This window comes from Roseofilum halophilum BLCC-M91, assembly GCF_030068445.1.
GTDB classification, from domain to species: Bacteria; Cyanobacteriota; Cyanobacteriia; order Cyanobacteriales; family Desertifilaceae; genus Roseofilum; species Roseofilum halophilum.
Window position 1 is genome coordinate 16,503 of the sequence record NZ_JAQPOK010000155.1, and the last position, 22,610, is coordinate 39,112.

General features: G+C 47.5%; 19 protein-coding genes. 11 read left to right on the forward strand and 8 right to left on the reverse strand.

The features are described from left to right. Positions 1–18: 18 nt before the first annotated feature. On the reverse strand, positions 19–2,628 hold the full coding sequence (locus tag PJF56_RS20065) for a M1 family metallopeptidase (protein WP_283764492.1): 2,610 nt from the start codon (positions 2,626–2,628) through the stop codon (positions 19–21). Positions 2,629–2,711: 83 nt separating this feature from the next. Between PJF56_RS20065 and PJF56_RS20070 the strand changes: the two genes are divergently transcribed. Together PJF56_RS20070 and cpcF are read left to right on the forward strand one after the other, a co-directional pair. Continuing rightward, positions 2,712–3,821 (forward strand): Gfo/Idh/MocA family protein, encoded by a 1,110-nt coding sequence (locus PJF56_RS20070; protein WP_283764493.1) that lies wholly within the window; start codon positions 2,712–2,714, stop codon positions 3,819–3,821. A 25-nt stretch (positions 3,822–3,846) separates the two neighbouring features. Continuing rightward, positions 3,847–4,500 (forward strand): C-phycocyanin alpha-cysteine-84 phycocyanobilin lyase subunit CpcF, encoded by a 654-nt coding sequence (gene cpcF / locus PJF56_RS20075; protein ID WP_283764494.1) that lies wholly within the window; start codon positions 3,847–3,849, stop codon positions 4,498–4,500. A gap of 25 nt (positions 4,501–4,525) precedes the next feature. On the opposite strand, the gene cbiT is transcribed toward cpcF, so the two are convergent. Both cbiT and PJF56_RS20085 read right to left on the reverse strand, forming a co-directional pair. After that, on the reverse strand, positions 4,526–5,122 hold the full coding sequence (gene cbiT, locus PJF56_RS20080; protein WP_283764495.1) for a precorrin-6Y C5,15-methyltransferase subunit CbiT: 597 nt from the start codon (positions 5,120–5,122) through the stop codon (positions 4,526–4,528). 72 nt (positions 5,123–5,194) lie between these two features. Continuing rightward, entirely contained in the window at positions 5,195–6,679 is a 1,485-nt protein-coding gene (locus PJF56_RS20085) for an aminotransferase class I/II-fold pyridoxal phosphate-dependent enzyme (RefSeq protein WP_283764496.1), read from the reverse strand. A 97-nt stretch (positions 6,680–6,776) separates the two neighbouring features. On the opposite strand from PJF56_RS20085, the gene ychF reads away from it, so the two are divergent. The 4 genes from ychF to PJF56_RS20105 all read left to right on the forward strand — a co-directional run bounded on the left by ychF (position 6,777) and on the right by PJF56_RS20105 (position 9,720). Continuing rightward, the gene (ychF, locus tag PJF56_RS20090) at positions 6,777–7,868 is read left to right on the forward strand and encodes a redox-regulated ATPase YchF (protein ID WP_283764497.1); all 1,092 of its coding nucleotides are present in this window, start codon (positions 6,777–6,779) and stop codon (positions 7,866–7,868) included. Positions 7,869–7,958: 90 nt separating this feature from the next. After that, entirely contained in the window at positions 7,959–8,345 is a 387-nt protein-coding gene (locus PJF56_RS20095; protein WP_283764498.1) for a hypothetical protein, read from the forward strand. Between the two features lie 229 nt (positions 8,346–8,574). Next, on the forward strand, positions 8,575–9,006 hold the full coding sequence (locus PJF56_RS20100; RefSeq protein WP_283764499.1) for a SufE family protein: 432 nt from the start codon (positions 8,575–8,577) through the stop codon (positions 9,004–9,006). Between the two features lie 156 nt (positions 9,007–9,162). Continuing rightward, positions 9,163–9,720, forward strand: a complete 558-nt coding sequence (locus PJF56_RS20105) for a Uma2 family endonuclease (RefSeq protein ID WP_283764500.1) — start codon at positions 9,163–9,165, stop codon at positions 9,718–9,720. 1 nt (position 9,721) lies between these two features. On the opposite strand, the gene trmD is transcribed toward PJF56_RS20105, so the two are convergent. Continuing rightward, positions 9,722–10,426, reverse strand: coding sequence for a tRNA (guanosine(37)-N1)-methyltransferase TrmD (gene trmD, locus PJF56_RS20110; RefSeq protein WP_283764501.1), 705 nt, complete (start codon positions 10,424–10,426; stop codon positions 9,722–9,724). 220 nt (positions 10,427–10,646) lie between these two features. Here trmD and PJF56_RS20115 point away from each other — a divergent pair, with 220 nt between their 5' ends. Both PJF56_RS20115 and cphA read left to right on the forward strand, forming a co-directional pair. Next, positions 10,647–11,543 (forward strand): cyanophycinase, encoded by an 897-nt coding sequence (locus PJF56_RS20115; RefSeq protein WP_347179595.1) that lies wholly within the window; start codon positions 10,647–10,649, stop codon positions 11,541–11,543. 169 nt (positions 11,544–11,712) lie between these two features. Beyond that, on the forward strand, positions 11,713–14,337 hold the full coding sequence (cphA, locus tag PJF56_RS20120) for a cyanophycin synthetase (protein ID WP_283764503.1): 2,625 nt from the start codon (positions 11,713–11,715) through the stop codon (positions 14,335–14,337). Here cphA and tatA read toward each other — a convergent pair. Next, the gene (gene tatA / locus PJF56_RS20125) at positions 14,334–14,531 is read right to left on the reverse strand and encodes a twin-arginine translocase TatA/TatE family subunit (RefSeq protein ID WP_283764504.1); all 198 of its coding nucleotides are present in this window, start codon (positions 14,529–14,531) and stop codon (positions 14,334–14,336) included. The genes cphA and tatA overlap by 4 nt on opposite strands. Before the next feature lie 153 nt (positions 14,532–14,684). On the opposite strand from tatA, the gene PJF56_RS20130 reads away from it, so the two are divergent. Next, positions 14,685–15,434 (forward strand): phycocyanobilin:ferredoxin oxidoreductase, encoded by a 750-nt coding sequence (locus tag PJF56_RS20130; protein WP_347179596.1) that lies wholly within the window; start codon positions 14,685–14,687, stop codon positions 15,432–15,434. 16 nt (positions 15,435–15,450) lie between these two features. Here PJF56_RS20130 and PJF56_RS20135 read toward each other — a convergent pair whose 3' ends face one another. Further along, positions 15,451–15,969, reverse strand: coding sequence for a protein-tyrosine phosphatase family protein (locus PJF56_RS20135; protein WP_283764506.1), 519 nt, complete (start codon positions 15,967–15,969; stop codon positions 15,451–15,453). Positions 15,970–16,130: 161 nt separating this feature from the next. Between PJF56_RS20135 and PJF56_RS20140 the strand changes: the two genes are divergently transcribed. Together PJF56_RS20140 and PJF56_RS20145 are read left to right on the forward strand one after the other, a co-directional pair. Beyond that, positions 16,131–17,636 carry an SLBB domain-containing protein gene (locus PJF56_RS20140; RefSeq protein ID WP_283764507.1) on the forward strand — a complete coding sequence of 502 codons (1,506 nt, stop codon included), beginning with the start codon at positions 16,131–16,133 and terminating at the stop codon, positions 17,634–17,636. Between the two features lie 87 nt (positions 17,637–17,723). Further along, positions 17,724–20,042 carry a GumC family protein gene (locus PJF56_RS20145; RefSeq protein WP_283764508.1) on the forward strand — a complete coding sequence of 773 codons (2,319 nt, stop codon included), beginning with the start codon at positions 17,724–17,726 and terminating at the stop codon, positions 20,040–20,042. A 90-nt stretch (positions 20,043–20,132) separates the two neighbouring features. On the opposite strand, the gene PJF56_RS20150 is transcribed toward PJF56_RS20145, so the two are convergent. Both PJF56_RS20150 and PJF56_RS20155 read right to left on the reverse strand, forming a co-directional pair. Next, positions 20,133–21,389, reverse strand: coding sequence for a glycosyltransferase family 4 protein (locus PJF56_RS20150; protein WP_283764509.1), 1,257 nt, complete (start codon positions 21,387–21,389; stop codon positions 20,133–20,135). A gap of 203 nt (positions 21,390–21,592) precedes the next feature. Continuing rightward, a complete protein-coding gene (locus PJF56_RS20155; RefSeq protein WP_283764510.1) occupies positions 21,593–22,513 on the reverse strand; it encodes an SGNH/GDSL hydrolase family protein in 921 nt (306 codons plus the stop codon). Between the last annotated feature and the right edge of the window lie 97 nt (positions 22,514–22,610).

The window sequence follows — 22,610 nt, forward strand, 5'->3', positions numbered from 1 at the left end:
TTGAATCTAATTAAGGAGCTAGGATTCTTTGGCTTCTAAGGCTTCGACCCGACTTTTTAAGGTTTGATTGGTTTTCTTCAACTGCTCCATCTCTTGTCGTAGGGTCTCTATAGCGCTATCAGAGCCGATCGCCTTCTGCACCTTTTGCACAGCTTCTTCTGCTCGACGTTGCACCCGGCCATCTGGGGTTGAAGCGGCGATCGCCTGTAAAATCTCCATCGCTTTTGCCGTTTTCATCCCTCCCAAAGCCTGGATCGTCGCCATTTGCGTCAGGAAAAAGGATTCGGCCGATAGACTCTCTAACCGCGCTAACACCTGTTCCACCTGGGCTTCATCTTGACCAGAGGAGGCCGTACCTAAAGCACGAATAGCACTTAAACGCAGAGCTTGAGGAATACCAGCCTGAGTATAGTCGAGGATGACCTCTAGGGCCCCTTGAGAACGATGCATTTGACTTAATCCGGCGATCGCCCCACTGCGAACCACCTCATTCCAACCGGCCTTGGTTTCCAACACCTTCTTGAGCAGTTTAACCGCCTTACGAGGTTTCGGGGTATGCTCATCCTTAATTGCGGCGATCGCCCCCACTGCCCTAGCAGCAGCCGCTTCTACCTGATAAGACGGATCGCCATTGACCAAAACCGACTTCAGCACCTTATAACTCGCCTTAGTTTTGATCTTCCCTAACGCCTCAATCACCGTCTTGCGAACCCTCGCATCCCCATCTTTCAAACCCGGCAACAAAGCCTCAAACCCCTGATCTAGGCGAATTTTACCCAAACCCTTGGCAATTTCCACCCGTACCCCCCAAAAGGCTTCGGTTTTCAGCGCTTCAGCCAAAGCCTTCACCACCGGTAACGTGGCTTTCTTAACTAAAGCGCTAATGGCGTAAATCCGAGAAATGGGGTCAGGATCGTAACACAACTGAGCCTTTAATTCAGGCACAGGATACTCTAAAACCACAGTTTTCAGATAGCAATTGCCCACATCAAAACTGATAAAACTGGGCTTCTCCTCTAACGGAAAATAAAAACTTTCTTCCCGTTGATGAATTCTCACCGTATGGGAGTCGATCGCCACCTCCGGCTTTTGACCTTCTTTCTCTGATGGCACAACCGAGCCAAAACCGATGGGAATGTTCAAATCAAATAAAGCTTTTTCATCATCTTTGGCTTGGGTCTGCACCACCGTCACCTTCGCCAGCTTATGGTCGCGATCCCAACTGTAACTGACCTTAAAATCGGGATGCCCCCCGCGATAGACATATTGATCGAATAAAAACAGCAGATTGCGCCCCGTCGCTTCTTCAACCGCTCGCAATAAATCCACAGTTTCTACGGTACTGTGAGCATGATTGCGGACAAAGGTTTGCATCGCCTTCAAAAATAAATCATCCCCCAATTCTGCCCGCATCATATGATAGACACAGGCTCCTTTTTCGTACAAATGGCGGTCATAGAGTTCGATTGGCTCCCGATAGACATGGGTGACGATGGGGCGACGGTAGCGGGTTTTATCCTCTTGTATATAATTGCGGGCTTCTCTCAAGTAATAATAGGCAGCATCCTCTGCGCCATATTCGTGTTCTGTCCACAGCACCTCACAATAGGAAGCCATCCCTTCCTTGATCCAAGCATGAGACCAATGTTTAATTACCACTAAGTCCCCAAACCATTGGTGAGCCAGTTCATGGGCGACTAAACTTTCGGTGAAGGGATGATCGAGTAAGGAGCGTTTATCAAGTAAACAGCGATCGGTTAACAGGGTTGTTGAGGTATTTTCCATGCCCCCAAAGATAAAATCAGCGACACAAACTTGGGCATATTTGGGATAGGGATAGGGATAATCAAAGATGTTACTAAAAAAGTCGATCATTCGGGGCGTTTTGCCCATGCTTCTCTGACCATCATCTTTGCGGCTTTTCTCCACGTAATAAGTGACGGGTTTATCTTGCCATCGATCTTTGATTTCTACGAATTCCCCCACAGCTAGAGTGATTAAATAGGTGGGATGAACTTCTTTTTGAAACCAGTGATAGATCTTGGTTTTGCCTTGAGTTTGGGTGTCGATCAGTTCCCCATTGGAAATAGCCATAAATTTAGCCGGGACTTGTACGCGAATTTCGGAAGTCGAGAGTTGTCCGGGATAGTCGAGACAGGGGAACCAGTAACGGGAGTCTTCATCTTCTCCCTGAGTCCAAACTTGGATGGGTTTGTCGGGATAGTGAGCATCGGGATGAATGAAATAGAGTCCTCTTTGGGGATGTTCGACGCGATAGGTAATTTGGATTTCTAGGGTTTGTTCGGCTTGGGTAGGGGGGTCTAGATGGATGTGAAGTTGTTGACCATTGTAGTCAAAATTTTGGGTTTTGTGGTTGATTTTGACACTCTCTATGATTAGATCTACTGCATCTAGAGTGAGGGTTTCAATACCGTTACGAATGGGTTTGAGATGGAGAGTACAGGAACCGCTATATCGAGATTTGGGAATATCTAAGACTAAATCTAGGAAAATATGTTCGACTTGTCCGGGGCGATCGGGGGTATAGTGGGGATAGGAGCCGGGAAGTGCAAAGGATTTATGCTTGGGTTTTTCGCCATCGAGGAAGGATTGCAATAGTTCAGACATGCAGTTACGGATTAAATTAGGAGCAATTTTTTAGTTTAATACAGTTTTTAGGGTTTGGAAAATTTACTGAGGAAAACTAATCTATGAGTCAGTCTTCTATTGGTATCGGTATTGTGGGCACAGGATTTGGTCAAAAAGTCCATATCCCTGCTTTTAAGCATCACCATCGTACTCAAGTGGTAGCAGTGTATCATCGGGATCTAGGGACTGCTGAGAAGATCGCCGCCGAACATCAAATTCCCCATGCTGTAGATACCGTAGAGGCGATCGCCCAATTACCAGAGGTAGAAGCGGTTAGTATTTCTACCCCGCCCTTTTTACACTACGAAATGGCGAAAACGGTTCTGAAGGCGAAAAAACATCTATTGCTGGAAAAACCGACCACCCTATCTGTTGAGTCGGCCCAAGACCTTTATCAATTGGCACAAGCTCAAGGCGTTGTGGCAGCGATGGATTTTGAATTCCGCTTTGTCCCCCCATGGCAAAGAGTTAAAGAACTGCTTGCTGATAATTATGTGGGGGAAAAACGGTTCATTAAAATTGATTGGTTGGCTCCCTCTCGCTCCGATCCGAATCGTCCTTGGAATTGGTATTCCCAAAAAGAGAAAGGAGGCGGAGCATTAGGGGCGATTGGTTCCCATACATTTGACTATATTTCCTGGCTATTTGGAGACATCAAGCGGCTATCGGCTCGCTTGAGTACCGCCATTAGCCAGCGCCGAGATCCGACGACGGGAGAACTCAAACTGGTAGACGCAGATGATACGGGGTTATTGATGCTCGAACTCGCTGATGGTACACTTTGTCAAGTCTCCCTCAGTTCGATCGCCTATCAAGGACGGGGGCATTGGGTAGAAGTGTATGGCGATCGCGCAACCCTAATTTTAGGCAGTTCCAATCAAAAAGATTATATCTATGGCTTTACCCTGCAAGGAGCCAAATTTGGCGAACCTTTGAGCCAACTAGAAATTCCCCAACGCCTAGAGTTTCCCCAAACTCACCCCGATGGACGCATTACCGCATTGATGCGCGTGGTGGATGCTTGGGTAGAAACGATAGAAAACCCTTCTGCTCAACCCACTGTTCCCACCCTGCGAGAAGGGGTATACTCCCAACTGTTGATGGATTTAACCCATCAATCCCATAAGACAAACCGTTGGGTCGAAGTTCCCCGGCGATCGGATTTGATTTAACTTTTGCCCATCACTTGAAATTGCTATGACAACCTCTGTTTCCTCCTTATCCAGTCTTCTTGAGGCGATCGAAAAAGCCGACTCCTCCGATCGCCTCATCAATGCAGTAGAAGACTTAGCCGCCGCCCAAATTCCCGAATCTGCCCCCACCCTCATTCAAGTCCTCAGTTATAACAACCCTGGAGCCGCCGTTGCTGCGGTTGATGGCTTAATTGCCCTAGGAGATTTAGCCGTCAATGACTTACTCCAACTGCTTGATAATTACAACTACGGGGGACGAGCTTGGGCCATTCGCGCCCTAGCCGGAATTGGTCACCCTCACGCTTTAGAAACCTTGCTCGACGCTGCCACCACGGACTTTTCCATGAGTGTCCGTCGGGGGGCTGCCAGGGGACTCGGTACGATCCAATGGTCAAAATTGCCCGCTAATGAGGTTCCTGCGGCCCAAGAGCGCGTGATGAAAACCTTATTTCAAGTCACCGAAGATCCTGAATGGGTGGTGCGCTATGCTGCTGTTGTGGGTTTAGGGTCTCTAGGGGAAAGCATCGATCCGAGTCTCTACCCAAAAATTATTCATCACCTACAGCAACTTCAAGACCCGGAAGAAGAGCCAAGCGTTCGCGCACGTACTCAATGGGCGATTCAATGTCTGAAAGAAAAAAAGAGCGATCGCCCATAAATCAGGCGTTTCAATCAAGCGCTTGTTAGTCGAGCTTTTCGCCGCTAATAATAAACATGGGATTGACGGCGGCAAAAACCTGATACATGCCCCGTTTTTCCAAACGATTGACCCCAGACTGAACGACTTCGATGTTGCGGACTTGGAGCTGGGCAAAGCCTTCGGAGAGGGCATATAAACTTTCTAAGGATGCGGCAGTGGCAACAATTCGCCCTTCTGGGAGTAACAAATTCCAGACCGCTTCTAAAATCGGTCTAACGGAGCGTCCCCCTTCCATACAAACCCGATGGGGAGGCAGGGTAATTTCCTGTAAACAGTCGGGGGCGCTGCCTTCAATAATGTCTACATTCTGGACTTCAAAGCGATCGCAATTTCGACGAATTAAGCTGGCTACCTCATGATCGCGCTCGACGGCAAAAATTCGTCCTTCCGGACACAATAACCCAGTTTCCACAGGAATTGTCCCCGTTCCTGCGCCAATGTCCCACAACACGGAATCTTTGCGTAACCGCATAGCCGAAATCAACAATAACCGGATCTCCCGTTTACTTAAGGGAATACCAGGCAACCGCTCAAACAGATCGTCAGGGATACCGGGAGAAACAAAGGGCCAAAGAGACATAAGATCAATTAAAAATTAAAAATTAAAAATGGGTCTGGCTTGGGGTCACCATTGCCCATTTCACCCAATTTTCTATTGTCTCACAACTTTTAAGGTTTTCAGGGTGGGATCGCTACACCCGGTGATTGTCCCTCCCAGGGATAACACCTGTTGCAGATAGTCTAAAGCAGACATATTAATCATTTCACCGGGCATGATGGCGGGAATTCCCGGAGGATAGGGACAAATGATTTCCGCACAAATGCGCTCATCGGTTTGTTCGAGGGGTAAGGTTTCGGTCTGGGAGAAAAAGGCTTGACGGGGAGAAAGGGAAGGAGTAATTAAAAAGGAGGAAGGATGGACAAATAAACATTCTTCTTGCCATCGTTGTAAGACCGTAGGATGGGAGTCAAATTGATGAGTTCCTGGGGTGTGGCAAACCTGGGATAACCCTTGCACCAATTGCTCGATATCGTTCTGAGTATTACCCAAACTAATAATAAAGGTTAAATATTGGGCAGAGGGCAATTCAGCAATTACGCCATGGCGATCGTGCAAAAGCTTGTCTACTTCGTAGCCAGTCAAGCCACAACCACTCACTTTCACACTTAAGCGAGTGGGATCTAAGGCCATAAATCCCCGACTGATTTTGGCTTCTAAAATGGCTAATTGGGGAAGGGTTTTCAGGTTTTGTTTAGCCCGTTGTGCTAAGTCTAAAGTTTGGGAAATCAGCACTTCTCCTTGCACAGCCATTTGCTGACGAGCAGCATCTAAAGAAGCGAGCAGTAAATAACTGGGGCTGGTAGACTGGACGAGTTGAAGCGATCGCCGAATGGCTTGGGGATCGATCCGCGACCCCTTCAGATGGAGCATCGAGGCTTGGGTCATGGCTCCGAGAACCTTATGAATCGATTGAATACTCACATCTGCCCCACAGGATAGGGCTGAAGGCGGTAAATCTTCATGGAAGTGAAAATGGGGGCCATGGGCCTCATCCACAATCAAGGGAATATTATATTCATGACATAACTTGGCGATCGCCCCCACATCCCCACAAACCCCCTGATAAGTCGGATAAACCATCATCACCGCCTTCGCATCCGGATGTTGGGTCAACGCCTTCTCAATGGACATCGGCGTAACACTATTGACCATATCCCAATCCGGGTCGTACTCCGGATTAACAAAAATTGGCATCGCTCCAGAGAGAATTAACCCAGAAATCGCCGAACTATGAATATTTCGGGGTAGAATAATCTTCTCGCCACTGGTACAAGTCGCCAAAATTGCAGCGATCGCACCGGCAGTCGAACCATTGACCAAAAACCAGGTTCGATCTGCACCAAACGCTTGGGCAGCCAAATCTTGCGCTTCTCGGATCGCCCCCTCTGGAGCATACAAATTATCCAGATCGGGCAATTCCGGTAAATCCGCTTGAAACACCAAACTCCCGAATAAATCCGCCAAAGGGCGAGAAATACCCACTCCCCGTTTATGGCCGGGCGTATAAAACGGAGCATGAGCGTGAGTCGCATAGTGCCGGAGTGCATCTAAAATTGGGGTTTTGGCTTGAGACACTTTGGTAAATCCTATAACTTTCAATCAACCCAGTTGGCGATTGGGTACACACTTAAATCAACTTGACAACCTGAAACTTCATTAACAAACTCCACTAATGCTCAGAGCTGGAATTGTTGGACTGCCCAATGTGGGCAAATCTACGTTATTTAACGCCTTAGTCGCCAATGCTAAAGCACAGGCGGCTAATTTTCCATTTTGTACGATCGAACCCAATGTCGGGGTGGTTGCCGTCCCCGATGAACGCCTTTCGGTGTTGGCTAAACTTTCCCAATCTGAACAAATCGTTCCCACGCGAATGGAATTTGTTGATATTGCAGGGTTAGTCCAAGGAGCCAGTCAAGGTGAAGGCCTCGGTAACCAGTTTTTAGCCAATATTCGCGAAGTAGATGCCATTGTGCATGTCGTTCGATGCTTTGAAAATGATGATATCATTCATGTTTCCGGTTCTGTTGATCCCAGTCGGGATATTGAGGTAATTAATCTAGAATTGGCCCTAGCCGATCTCGCTCAAGTAGAACGGCGCTTAGACCGCGCTCGTAAGCAAGCGAGGGGAAACAAGGACGCTTTGGTAGAAGTGAGCGCCCTAGAAAAGCTGATGGAAGTCTTAAATGAGGGGCAATCTGCCCGTTTAGCGCCCTTAAGCGAGGAGGAATTCGACAGCGTTAAAGGCCTAGGGCTGTTGAGTGCCAAACCGATTATTTACGCGGCCAATGTGTCTGAAGATGATTTAGCTGAGGGGAATGCATGGGTAGAACAGGTCAAAAAAATTGCTGCCCAAGAAACCGCCGAGGTGGTGAGGATTTCAGCCCAAGTGGAATCGGAGTTAATCGAACTGCCCCCAGAAGACCGGGATGATTTTCTTGCCAGTTTGGGTGTAGAAGAGGGCGGCCTGAAGTCCTTGATTCGCGCCACCTATAGCCTGTTAGGGTTACGGACTTACTTGACTACCGGCCCCAAGGAAACCCGCGCTTGGACAATTAAAGCAGGGATGACAGCTCCCCAAGCGGCGGGAGTGATTCATTCCGATTTTGAGCGGGGCTTTATTCGCTCAGAAACCATTGCTTATCCGGATTTGGTCAGTAGCGGTTCTATGAATGCGGCCAAGGAAAAAGGATGGGTACGCAGTGAGGGGAAAGAGTATGTGGTGCAAGAAGGGGATGTGATGTTATTCCGGTTTAATGTTTAAGTTGGGTGAACCAAACATTATCCATGACCAGCGCCCAGCGCTATAGGATAGATCACAAGTCTGCTTGTGTTGCGTTTTCTCCGTTTAAAAATGACCCAATCTAATTCTAGCGATCGCCAGCCCTCCGAGTCCCAACCTGACTCCAAACCGGAACTTTCCTTAAACCCCCCTAGGGTTCAACGGCCCAAGCGCCCGGAAATTGTGCAAAGACCCCAAAGACCCCAGTCCTCGGCTAAACCAGAACGAGGGTCTCGAACCCCTAAACCCCGTAAATCCCATGATGCTCCCAAACTGCCGAAAATAGAGCAACCGGAGCCAGTGCCTGAATATGGAGAACGGAAAGCTGGCGATCGGATTGTCTTGCCCTACAGTGGTAGAAGTGTCGAGATTAGCCACTTTTATGAAAGTGCCGGCCACTGGTACGCGGTCTTTGAAGTCGGTTGTGTTCGGGTGGATTTATTAGAAAAATCCTCTTAACCCCTTGACAAGCGATCGAGATGTGATAAACTGTGGTTGGTGGTGAGGAGTAAAGTGAAAGGAAAACGCGCTTGGGGTCGAAACACGGCCAGACTCCCAGGCGCTTTTCCTTTTTCTTCAAGATTTTAACTATACAAAAAATATCTTAAGTCCAGGTGGGTAAGTGAAAGCAATCCATTAGAATCCAGTATGAGGATAATGGATAAATAGTTTTTGTGGCGATCGCCCTATGACCGAACCAACCCAAACCCTACCCCCTAACTTAGAGAAAATCGTTAAACGCTTCCAACGCTGTCAAGACCCGAAGCGTCGAATTGAGCAATTAATCGACTACGCCAAGAAATTACCCCCCTTTCCAGACGCGGATAAGGTGGATGAAAATAAAGTCCCCGGTTGTGTCTCCCAAGTGTATGTCACCGCAACCCTAGAAGAGGGAAAACTGCACTATCAAGCCGACTCAGATGCCCAACTAACCAAGGGCTTAGTGGCCTTGCTCGTGAGAGGATTAGAGGGGTTAACCCCGGAAGAAGTGACCCATCTCTCCGCCGACTTTATCAAAGATACCGGACTAGAGGTAAACCTAACGCCATCAAGGGCCAATGGATTTTACAACATCTTTGAGACCATGAAGAAAAAGGCGATCGCCGCTAGTACGCCATAGGAAGGCAAAAAACTGGGTTTTAGCCTGTTCTTGATGAACACTCCCCGGTCTAAAAATGGTAGCGTTTGTGTAATGAAGGGCGATCGCCCTTTTACCTCTCTCCCCTCTGGAAACGCTACAGTAGAGGAATAGAATCATACCCAGGATAACCAGAAGATGCGATCGCCACTACCTCTACTCACCATTGAAGAGTATCTGCACGGCGAAGCAGATAGCCCCGTTCGCCATGAATACCTGGGCGGGCACATCTTTGCTATGGCAGGTGCAAGTGAAGAACACAATCTCATTGCGGGAAATCTTCTTGCCCTATTGCGTCCCCATCTGCGAGGAACTGACTGTCGGGTATTTATGTCCGACATGAAAGTTCAAATTCAAGACCATATTTTTTACTATCCCGACTTGCTCGTAACCTGCAACCGGAAAGACAACCATCGGTACTTCAAAACTCAGCCCAACCCGATCGTTGAAATCCTTTCCCAAAGCACAGAAAGCCTTGACCGACGAGAAAAACTCACCAACTATCAAAAACTAGAAAGCCTAAAAGAATACATTCTCGTCTCCCAAGATAAAATCCAAGTTGAAATCTATCGCCAAGACACTCCTGGCAATTGGACAGTACAAATTTTAGAAGCAGAAAGTGAATTAACCTTAGAATCAGTGGGACTAACCCTGACCATGGCACAAATCTACGAAGATGTCTTCAACCTGGGATGACCTATCGTTTTTGAGTTTTTCCTTGCTCCAACCACGCCTCATACAAATCCGGCCGTCGTTCTTTCGTCCGCTCCACCTGCTGCTCATAGCGCCATTGGGCAATTTGGCCATGATCCCCAGAAAGCAACACATCCGGAACCCTCTGGCCCCGAAACTCAGCCGGTCGCGTATAGTGGGGATAATCCAACAACCCCTGCTCAAAACTCTCCGCCTTCAAAGACTCCTGCTTTCCCACCGTCCCCGGTAACAGCCGCATCACCCCATTGAGCAGCGCCAGAGCCGGAATTTCACCCCCCGTCAGCACAAAATCCCCCAAAGACACCTCGCGAGTCACCAGACTTAATACCCGCTCATCTATGCCCTCATAATGGCCGCAAATCATCACCAACTGCTCATACTCCCTCGCCCAGAGCTTAAATAATCCCTGTTCCAGAGGCTCTCCCTGGGGAGTCATCAATAGCACCTCCCGGCGAGCCAACACCGGCAAAGATTCTACTGCCGCAAAAATCGGTTCCGGCTTAATCACCATCCCCACCCCACCCCCATAAGGTTCATCATCTACCTTATGGTGCTTATCAGTGGTAAAATCGCGGGGATTGGTCAAATAAACCTGAGCAATGTTTTTGGCAAGGGCCTTGCCCAACAATCCTGAACTCAGGGGGGACGTGAAAAAATCAGGAAACAGTGTAATGAGATCGAATCGCAAGAGTGACTCCTATTCAACTGAACTAGCATCACAGAGAGCAGATTTCCCCGTGATTAGATTATGTATTGGCCATTAAGCTATAGCATAGAAGATACCCGAAATCCCAGAGGTTGAAGGTCTAAAGGGTTGAACTCCTCAACCCATTTGCTAGTCCCTTGTTGACCGTTTCAGAAGAGAATTGTTTTTTAAACCCTCTCTTCTAAGCCCATAAGTCACCATGATGTGTAAAGTCAGTTCCATGTTAAAGTTTCAATCCCAACCCCAATCGCCACAGGCTCCTCGATCGACCAAAACCTCGATTATGATCATTGGCGGAGCAGAAGACAAAATTCATGGTCGAGAAATTTTGCAAACCTTTTTTAATCGCTCTGGGGCGAAAGAGGCCAAACTAGGGATTATCCCCTCAGCCTCTCGCGAACCCTTACTGGTGGGCGATCGCTACCGCAGCATCTTTAGCGACATGGGCGCTAAAGATATCATGGTCTTTGACATTCGAGACCGGGAAAGTGCCAGCGCCTCCCAATGGCAAACCTTTCTCGAAGAGTGTACCGGAGTGTTCATGACTGGAGGGGATCAACTGCGTCTATGTGGACTATTGGCTGATACCCCCGTCATGGAAACCGTGCGCCAAAAAGCCTTAGCCGGTGAAATTACTCTGGCCGGAACCAGCGCCGGGGCCGCTGTTATGGGAGAATATATGATTGCTGGCGGCGGTAGTGGTGAATCACCCAATCGTTCCCTGGTGGATGTGACCACCGGATTGGCGATCGTGCCCCAACTGCTCGTCGATCAACACTTCCATAACCGCAATCGTATGGCCCGCCTAATCAGCGCCATATCTGCCTACTCAGACCGCATCGGCATCGGTATAGATGAAGATACCTGCGTCATCGTCGAAGGTGATGGACTCCTATCCGTGATTGGCAAAGGAACCGTCACCATTGTCGATCCCGGCGATCTCCTCTTTAACAACGAACACACCGTTGGCGCAACCGATCCCCTAAGCGTCTGTAACCTCAAAGTTCACATTCTTTGTCATGGAGGACGCTACAATATGCACTCAAGAGAAATTATTATCGATCCAGGTCAAACCGGAAACCTACAAATATCGAGTTAAATCCCCAGAACTGTCCAATGTGAACAGTTTCCTATCCACTTTACCCTTCATGCTTACCAGAGGGTAGAATCAGGATGTCAAAATCCTTAACTAACAGCCTGTATCAACCTGTCTGCCATAGCAGCCTGCCTTCCTTAGCATCCCTAGCATTGCGCGATCGATCTGCCCCATGAAAATCCTCAGAACCCTAACCTTACGTGGCCCTAATTACTGGAGTATTCGCCGAACTCAATTGGTGATCCTACGCCTAGATTTAGAAGACCTCGCTGAAAGACCCTCAAACACGATTTCCGGTTTCTATGAAGGACTCACCCAAGCCCTACCCAGTTTAGTCGAACATTATTGTTCCCCAGGATGTCGGGGAGGATTCCTCAAACGAGTTCAAGAAGGCACATACATGGGCCATATTGTCGAGCATGTAGCCCTAGAACTGCAAACCCTGGCCGGAATGAGTGTTGGCTTTGGTCGTACCCGTGAAACCGCCGATTCAGGTATTTATCAAGTCGTTTTTGAATACCTGGATGAAAAAGCGGGTCGATATGCCGGTAGAGCTGCCGTCCGTTTGTGCCAAAGCATTGTGGAAACCGGGCGTTATCCCCTGTCGGAATTAGAACAAGATTTACAAGACTTACGAGAACTGTGGGCAGATGCGGCCCTGGGGCCATCTACCGATGTCCTGGTTAAAGAAGCCGAAGCCCGTAACATTCCTTGGATGAAACTCAATGCCCGATTCATGATTCAATTGGGCTATGGAGCTTATCAAAAACGGATTCAAGCGACCCTGAGTAATCTCACCGGAATTTTGGGTGTAGAACTCGCTTGTGATAAAGAAGGAACCAAAAAAATTCTCCGGGATGCTGGGATTCCCGTCCCCAGAGGAACGGTGATTGAATACCTCGATGAGCTAGAAGATGCCATTGATGAAGTCGGTGGTTATCCCCTGGTGATTAAACCCCTCGATGGTAACCATGGTCGTGGCATTACCATCAATGTTAAATCCTACGAAGAAGCAGAACTTGCCTACGATGATGCCAGTTCTGCCTCTAAAACCCGTCGGGTGATTGTAGAACGATATTATGAAGGCAATGACCATCGGGTTCTGGTGGTTAATGGTAAAGTCGTGGCAGTAGCTGAACGAGTGCCGGCCCATGTGGTGGGTGATGGAAAATCAACCATTGGTGAATTAATCGAAGAAACCAACCGAGACCCGAACCGAGGCCAAGGCCATGATAATGTCCTGACTCGGATTGAAATTGACCGCAACAGCATGAACTTGCTAGAGCGGCAAGGTTATACCCTTGACAGTGTGCCCAGAAAAGATGAAATGTGTATGCTCCGGGCAACTGCTAACCTTAGCACAGGGGGTGTGGCCATTGACCGCACGGATGAAATTCATCCGGAAAATATATGGTTAGCGGAACGGGTGGTGAAAAGTATTGGTCTGGATATCGCGGGTATTGATATCGTGACCTCTGATATTAGCCGGCCCCTGCGGGAAACCGATAGCGTGATTGTAGAAGTGAACGCGGCTCCCGGCTTTAGAATGCACGCAGCGCCAAGTTATGGGCTACCTCGGAATATTGCGGCTCCGGTGATGGATATGCTCTTTCCCGCCGATGCTCCATCCCGTGTGCCGATTTTTGCTCTGACGGGGACGAATGGGAAGACGACAACTACCCGTTTGACGGCCCATATTATGAAACAAACGGGCAAAGTGGTGGGATATACGACTACTGATGGCACGTATATCGGTGATTATTTGGTGGAGCCGGGGGATAATACGGGGCCGCAAAGTGCGGAATTGATCCTTAAAGACCCCACGGTAGAAATTGCGGTTTTAGAAACCGCTCGCGGGGGCATCCTGCGGAGTGGACTGGCGTTCGATCGCTCGGATGTGGGGGTAGTCCTAAATGTTGCAGCCGATCATTTAGGGCTGGGAGATATCAATACCATTGAACAAATGGCCCAAGTCAAAGCGGTGGTGGCTGAAACGGTTAAACCGGATGGCTATGCGGTGCTGAATGCTGACGATCCCCTGGTTTGTGCCATGGCAGACCGGTTAAAATGCAAGATTGCCTATTTTGCCATGGAATCGGATAACCAGGTGGTGAAACGACATACGGAAAAAGGCGGTATCGCGGCAATTTATGATGATGGCGATTTACTGATCCTCAAAGGAGAATGGAAAATGAGGATCGCTAAGGCGGTGGATATCCCCATGACTATGAAGGGGATGGCTCCGTTTATGATCGCTAATGCCTTAGCTGCTAGTTTGGCCGCGTTTGTTCAGGGGGTGAGTCTGGATCGGATTCGGGCTGCTTTAGATACGTTTGAGGCTTCATCGAGTCAAACCCCAGGACGGATGAATTTATTCGAGATTAAAGACTATAGTGCTTTGATCGATTACGCCCATAATGCCCATAGTTATAAAGCGTTAGGGGAATTTGTGAAAAATTGGCCGGGAGAGCGCATCGGTGTGGTCGGTGGCCCTGGAGACCGCAGGGATGAGGATTTTATTCTCCTCGGCGAGCTGTCGGCGGAGATATTTGACCGGGTGATTATCAAAGAGGATGATGATACCCGTGGCCGGCCTCGCTCAGATGCGGCGGATTTAATTGCTAAGGGGATTGAAAATGGCGATCGCCAGTGCAAGTACGAGATTATTCTCGATGAAACCGATGCCATTAATACAGCCCTAGATTCCGCTCCCAAGGAGAGCTTAGTGGTGATTTTGCCCGAAAGCGTCTCACGGGCAATTGGCTTAATTGAGAGCCGCTTACCGTCTAAAGACTAGGAGGGTGGAGAGTCTGAGGGGTTGGCTTCAGCCGTGGAGTCACCCTCTGATTCGGGTTCATTGTTCATTTCTGCCTTAAATCCACGAATGGTTTTGCCCATGGCTCTACCCATTTCGGGGATTTTTTTGGGCCCAAAAATGAGCAGGGCGACTACAGCAATAACGCCGATTTCTGGTAATCCGAGACCAAACATAGGGGTTTCCTGAGCGATAGAGTGAGGGGTTACTGCTGCCAATTCTAGGTGATGGCTTTTGGCAGATCGAGCAACCTGGTATACTGATATGCTTAAAGGTTAGCATCCTTTGGAAGTCCCTTGCTGATGTCTTGAATGGGTGAAAGTCTGGTTATGGAAAAAGTGGTATTGAGAGAACAACAACATCCCCTGATTCGGCAGTTGGCCGATACCCTAGAGCGGGTTTGGAAAACCCATCTGGATCTTGAACCCTATGATTTGCCTGGAGAGTTGGGCTATGTGGAGGGACGACTCGAAGGGGAAAAGCTAACGATTGAAAATCAATGTTATCAAACGCCTCAGTTTCGCAAAATTCATTTGGAGTTGGCGAAGTTGGGCCAGGGTTTGGATATTCTCCATTGCGTGATGTTTCCGCGACCGAATTATAATTTGCCCATGTTTGGTTGCGATTTGGTGGGGGGTAAGGGCCAGATTAGTGCGGCGATCGCCGATTTGTCTCCGGTGAGTCCGAACCGAACTTTGCCAGATTCCTATTATCAGGCCCTGCAATCTTTACCTAAACCGGAGTTTGCCCAACCTCGCCAACTTCCCCCTTGGGCAGAGATCTTTTCTGAGTTTTGTGTATTTATTCGACCGGCAAATGAAGCCGAAGAGACTCAGTTTCTTCAACGGGTAGAGGTGTTGATGAAGATTCATTGCGCCCAAGCCACAGCCGCCCAACCGGTTTCAGCCGGAGAACAGAAGACGATTTTAGCCGGTCAACGCTATTACTGCACCCAACAACAACAGAATGATAAGACCCGCCGAGTGTTAGAAAAGGCATTTGGCCGGGAATGGGCAGACAATTATATGAATAAGGTGTTGTTTGATTACGTGGAAACTCCGGAAGATTGCGTAGTTTAATTGACCTTAGTCAGGGCTAAGTTTCGGACTTGAGATAGGCTTGGATCGCCTGAAGTTCAGTCTCGGTAAGAGCGGTACGGCGATGGACTTCTTTGAGAAAGCGTAGTCCCTCCCAGAGTTCTAGACCTTGGTGGCGACAGAGATAGGCAAGACAGACGGTGGGCGATCGCTCTATAGCGGCAAAGCAATGGATGTACAAAGATTCTCCTTGCTCTAGGGTTTCTTGAACTCGCTTAACGGCTTCGCCTAAGTCTTCGGGTGTCAATGGCTCTTGATAGTGGCTATCGGGTAGGGGATAGCACAGACAATGGAATTGATCCCTAAATTCGGGCAGGATCGATCCCTCCGTTTCTGGACAGAGGGATAAAATAGCTTGAATCTGTTCTTCTTGTAGACGGGCATAATGATTTTTATGGATCGGCAGGGGGCCGATCGCCAATTTTCCCGGTAAAACCCAATGACAACAAAATCGATCTTTACGGTTTAAAGGTTGCCCTGGGGACTTTTGGATTAGTTTTTTCCAGAATGAAATCACGATAATCGATAAGTTTTAGATCATGAGTATAATCAAGGGAAGGTAAGAAACCTCCGGAATTTCAGTCGCTAAAGGTGATGTAGTAATCGTCAACACCCTTGGCGGGTTGAGTGTTACACTATATGCCCATAGTATAGGGTTGAATCTTTAAAAAAGCATATATGGCTAAGTCGATGATGACACAGGCGATCGCCCAGGAAAAGAAAAAGTTAGGCCCCTTAAAAACGAAGAGAAGAAAAACTACATGGGCACAAGCCATACGATCGGCGGGAGCGATCGCCTTGGCTGGTTGTCTCACCTGGAGTAGTTTCCCCTCCCTAGTCTTGGCTCAAAGCCCAAACGCCCCGGTATCTACGCCCTTGGCAGTGGATGAGGGATATACCTTGGGAGCAGGCGATCGGCTTAAAGTCGATATCTTTAACGTCCCCGAATATAGCGGCGAATTTTTAGTCTTATCCGATGGCTCTCTCAATTTACCCCTCGTCGGAGCCGTTCAAGTTCAGGGCTTAACTTTTCCCCAAGCCTCTGATAAAATAGCTACAGTCATGTCTCGTTATCTGCGGAACCCAATTGTCACCCTCAGCCTGATCGGGGTGCGCCCTGTTAAAGTCGGGATTGCCGGAGAAGTCTATAGTCCTGGCGTATACTCCATGTCCTTAAGCGGCAATGAAGAAGTGGCCTTACCCACTGTTACCCGTGTAATTGATTTAGCTGGAGGAATTACCCAAGCCGCAGATATCCGCCGAATTCAAGTACGGCGCACCCGTCCCAGTCAACCGGGCAGCGATCAGATTATTACCGTCGATCTGTGGAAATTATTACAAACTGCCGATCTCAGTCAAGACATCTTACTCAGAGATGGCGATAGTATTTTTATTCCCACCGCCACCGATGTAAATCTACAAGAAAGTAGTCTTTTAGCCAATGCCAGCTTTGCTGGTGCAGACTCAGGGCCCTTAAAAGTGGCAGTAGTGGGTGAAGTCAAACGACCGGGCCCCTATACGATCGATAATAACTCAGAAGAGAATGATGTAACCGTTACTGCCGCCATTCAATCAGCCGGTGGGATCACAGAACAAGCCGATATTCGCAATATTCAAGTGCGCCGGTTAACGAAATCGGGAAGAGAGCAAACGATTGATATCGATTTGTGGAAACTGCTTCAAGAAGGGGATGTGCGCCAGGATCTGCCCCTACAAGAAGGAGATACCATTGTCATTGGTACGGCAACTGAACTGAGTCCAGATGAAGCCACGGAACTAGCCTCAACCAGCTTTTCGCCAGAATTGATTAACGTTAATATTGTCGGAGAAGTCATCCAACCGGGTAGAGTAGAAATCCCCCCTAATACCCCTTTAGCCCAGGCCCTATTAGTGGCAGGAGGCTTTAATAACAATGCCAAAGAACGTTCCGTGGAATTAGTCCGTCTGAATCCGAATGGGACAGTGACGAAGCGACAAGTTTCTATTGACTTTAGTCGAGCGCTGGATGAAGAGAATAACCCCGCTTTGCGTAATAACGATACAATTATTGTATCTCCATCGCGGGTCGCTGAGTTTGGCAATGCCTTAAATCCAGTGTTTAGAGTCATAAGCACTGTAGGCGGAATCTTTTCGATTCCCAGAACAGTGTATCGTTTATTTGATGGTTTATTCGATGGTTTCTAATCACTTTTTTAATTGAATTGATAAAATAATGCTCCTCAGCCATCAGTTTTATTGCTACACTGCTGTCAATTGAGAGGTTCTGAATCCATGCAAGCTGGTACTCCCCCTAAATCGAATCAAAACGGACATAACCCAAATGGAAATGGCCACAACGGAAATGGCCACAACGGGTATAAGCCCTATCCGGTTGTCATGCCTGCTCTTCCTAATGCATCGGAGACGGAGGAATTTGATCCGAAGCAGTTATTGGCGATTATTCGCAGACGTTGGCTGCCACTGGCAGGAGTGGCGATCGCCGTTACCGGAGCAATCTGGGCCTGGACGCTCACCCGTCCCCCGGTTTACCAATCTAATTTCCGCATGTTGGTCGAACCCATTTCCGAAGATGATGGGTCTAAAGAATTATTACGGTTAGGCTTGGGGCCAAGCTTTGATTATGCTACTCAAATTGAAGTGTTGCGATCGCCCACTCTGCTAGAACCCCTAGTGCGAGAACTCCAACAAACCTATCCCGATATGAGTTATGGGGAATTGGTGGGTAATTTAACGATTCAACAGGCCCTGGGTGACCAAGAACGATACACCAAGATCTTAAATATCTCCTTCCAAGGAGACGATCCTCAAAAAATTAAAGACGTTTTAGATACCTTACTCACAGGATATTCCTTGTATGGAATTCAACTCAGGCAATTGAGTATTCAACGGGTGGTGCAATTTGTAGAAGAACAACTACCCGTCATCCGCGAGCAAGTCAACTCATACCAAGCCGAACTAGAAACCTTTCGAGAACAACATAGCGTCATCGATCCAGAATTTAGAGGCAACGATATTACTCGCTTGCTCACGGACATTAACAAACAACAAAAAGAAGCACAAGCAAAACTAGCAGAACTACAATCGCTCTATGTCGTCCTGCAAAGACAACTAGGAGCCTCTCCAGAACAAGCCTTAGCGGGAGCTGCCCTCAGTGAATCCACTCGATATCAACAACTGCTCAATCAACTCCTAGAAATAGAAACCAAGATAGCCGAAGAATCCGTTCGGTTTCAACCCGATAGCCCCAACATTAAAGCCCTCCTAGAGCGACGGCAAAATCTATTACCCCTGATTGACCGAGAAGCTCAACGGGTTGTTGGCGATAAGGGTATCCCTAGCAATGGCGGCCAGCTTGCTCCCATTTCCGTAGGCTTGAGTAAACAACTCGTAGACACAACCAATCAGATCCAAGTCCTACAAGTTCGCCTCTCTGCCTTAGCCCAAGTTGAAACTCGCCTCAAAGAAGAATTTTCCATTATTCCGGGTTTAGCCAGAGAATATACGGATATTCAACTGAAACTAGAAGTCGCCACCCAAAGTCTGGCCCGACTCCTAGAAACTCGGCAAACCTTACAACTCGAAGCCGCCCAAAAATCCGTATCTTGGGAAGTTCTTTCTGAACCTTTCCAACCCGGAGCGCCCATCTCTCCCAATGTCCCCCGTAATATAGTCTTAGGTCTCTTTGCCGGAACCTTAATGGGATTAGGTGCAGCCTTACTGTCTGAACAACTCGATAACGCTTTCCACTCCACCAACGACCTCAAAGATATGACGGGTTTACCCCTATTAGGGATTATTCCCTTTAAGCGGGGCTTAAAACCCATTAGTGCCCCAGAAACCGTTAGAGCTAAAGTAGCGGCCGGTTCGGATCATGAACCCACTCCCGAACAAACGCCAAAACGTCCTCTTAATCTCAGTTTAGGCTCTAAGGGCACTTACTATAACTCTTCCCCCTTCCTAGAATCCTTCCGCTCTCTATACACCAATATTCGCTTTCTCAGTTCCGATACGCCCATCCGTTCCCTGGTGATTAGCTCCTGTTTGCCCATGGAAGGGAAATCGACTGTATCGATTAATTTAGCGCGATCGGCCGCCGCCATGGGTCAACGGGTTCTATTGGTTGATGCCGACTTACGTCATCCCATTCTCCATAGTCGGTTAGGACTACCCAATTTGCGGGGATTAAGCAATATCATTACCAGTGAAATTGACCCCCATGAAGTCATTCACGCTGTTGAAGATCATTTTTATATGCTCACCTCCGGTCAAGTGCCTCCCGATCCGATTAAGCTATTATCCTCTCGAAAAATGCAGCATCTGATCGAACAATTCCAAACAGAATACGATCTCGTCATTTACGATACTCCTCCCAGTTTAGGATTAGCGGATGGTAGTCTGCTGGCGAAGCGTTCCGATGGCATTCTTCTAGTCGTTGCCCTAGGAAAAACCGGGCGTTCTGAACTCAATCAAGTCTTAGATAACCTCAAAATGTCCTATGTATCGGTTCTGGGCATTATTGCTAATGGAGTTAAAGGGTTTGCTTCCGGTGTAGATTACTATTACCGAAGCTATACCCCCAATAAAGACTAAGGGGTTTAACATGGATTCAAATCAGCAAGACATCAACCCTCAATAAACTTGTTGGTTGATGTTTGGGGAGGTTGGACTGTCGAGGGAAACCTAAAACTCTTTGAACTTCACTAGCCTTCCCATGTTGAGTTTTATGTTCCATTCCGGAGCAACCGTTAAGACTTCTCCGTATTGTTGGGCAATCCGTTCTGGGGTGAAGTGGGTTTCGAGATAACGACGGCCTTGACGGCCCATCAATTCAGTTTTTTCCCGATTAGCTGCTAGATCTTTTATGAATTGGGCTAACCCTTCGGAGTCTCCATTATCAAATGCTTTGCCAAAATTGACTTCTGATAACATTTGCCGGAGATAGGAATGGGGTTCACAAATAGCAGCAACTGCGCGACCCGCAGCTAGAATTCCATAGAGCTTACTCGGAGCAACCAAACCCTCCATACCGGGGCTAATGCTGACTAAGGACAGGTCACAGGCTGTGAGGGAGTAGGGTAAGCATTCTTTGTCTTGATAGGGTAAAAAAGTAATCTGATTTAAGCCCAAAACTCTGGCTTGTTCTTGACAGGCTTGATATTTAGCTCCATTGCCAATAAAGACAAAGTGGATGGGTTCATTTTTCAGGTGTTGGGCTGCACTGAGAATGGTGTCCATATCATGGCAGCGTCCCATATTGCCTGAGTAGAGAACACAGAATTTTTCGACTAGATTATGTTGATGGGCAAACCAGTTTTCGGATTTAGGAATGGGGACAATATGATGGGGATCTGCCCAACTGTGAATCACAGCGACTCGCTCGGCAATATCGGGACATTGGGCAAGCACTCGGTTTTTCATGCTTGAACTGAGAACAATCACTGATTTGGCTCTGCGCCAAACTAAGCGATTGACTTTATTCCAAAGCTCGACTAATTTATGCTTTCTGGAAATAACTTTGAGTTCTACAGCTACATCTGGATATAGATCGTAAATGAGGCAAACATAGGGAACGCCAAAACAGAGGTTGGCTAAATAGCCCAATAGGGGTAGGAAGGGCGGGGCAGTTGTCACTAATAAGACATCTCCGCGACTGGCTGTTTTTAGCAAGTGGAGTCCAGCGCGTAGGCAGAAAATGAGGCCATTGATCGCTTTGCCTCGGATGCGTTGTGATAGGATTCGGGTGGTGCGCGATCGCCGAACAGATAAATGCTCATTTTCTTCTGAGGTAGGAGCATCTTCTTGCCCAAAGGCGTATCCTGGCTGTCCAGTAAAAATATGAACTTTCATCCCCTGACGACCCAGTTGATGGGCGAGTTCTTCAATCAGTTGCCCCGTGGCTGCATAATCAGGAGGATAATATTGAGTTAATATGGACAACCTTGTTGAATAGGATGCCTTTTTACCATTTTGGCTCGTATTGATTACGCTTAGATTCTGAGTAAAAGAGCGATGCAATTTAAAGTCCTCCTCAACAAGGATAATGATTATATTCTCTTTGCTTGGGTTGCTTCGTTTTGGCTATAATAGACTTCACAGGGTCTGTTCCCAATTCCAGTTAAAAGCGCTCGATTTAGGATAATTTATTTAACACAGGATGGCAACCGATCTCCCAGTTGCAGATTTTGACAGATCAGAGTAGCTACCGCTTGATTGCCTTGTTCATTGAGGTGTACGCTATCCCGAAAGAAGCTATCGATGACCGATGGACTTAAAGTAGACCAAGCTTGGTAAACATCAACAACCGGGATTGTTTCTGATTTTAACAATGCTAAAAATTCTGGGTAATAGGGTGGTGTTTGAGCATCGGGAATCAGATCAAATCGATTGGGGGTAAATACCACCATAACTGGAATATCTTGAGCGCGAATAAAACGAATCATTACCTGAAGAGTGTTCATGTTTTCGGTAAACTGTTCTTCGGGTTTAACTTGTGATTGAGGAATTTCTGAGCTGGGGGCATTTAAGGGGAGATAACCTTGAATTCTGGGCCAAGCATAACGACTCCAAGCTTCTGAAATTGCCAACATTGGGGGACGATCGGGAAAGTGAATTGATCCTACGGCATCACTGGTACTGGTCGGTTGAACTAAGTCATGAACTCCGATTTGTAAAATTACTAAATCGCTGTCAAAAACACCAAATTTTCGGAGATATCCCCATTGATTTCCTAGTCCCCAAGATCCAGATGAAGCATTGAGAATTTCTAGTTGAAAACCCGAATTTTGAAGTTTAATTTCAAGTTTTTCAGAAATAATATCCGATTGATCGATGGGATTTCCACCATTTAAAACTGAATCCCCAATCATCAAAATTCGTAAAGTTCCTGGAGGTTTTTCCGGAGTAATGGGATCGGAGCGTTGAGAATATTGGTTATAAATAATAGTTCTGCCAAACCGCCATAGGTCTTGGTTGGGTTGAAAACGGTATCCTGTTTCGGTATCAGCTTGTACCAGGGCTGGATTTCCTAAGCCAAAACCGAGTCTTAAAATGGTTTCGGTCATTAGAAAAAATGCTAAAATTGCCAGAGGAATTCGATAGAGAGATCTTTTTGGAAAAAGATGGGAAAATTTCATAAATTAAAGATTACTTTTTAATCTA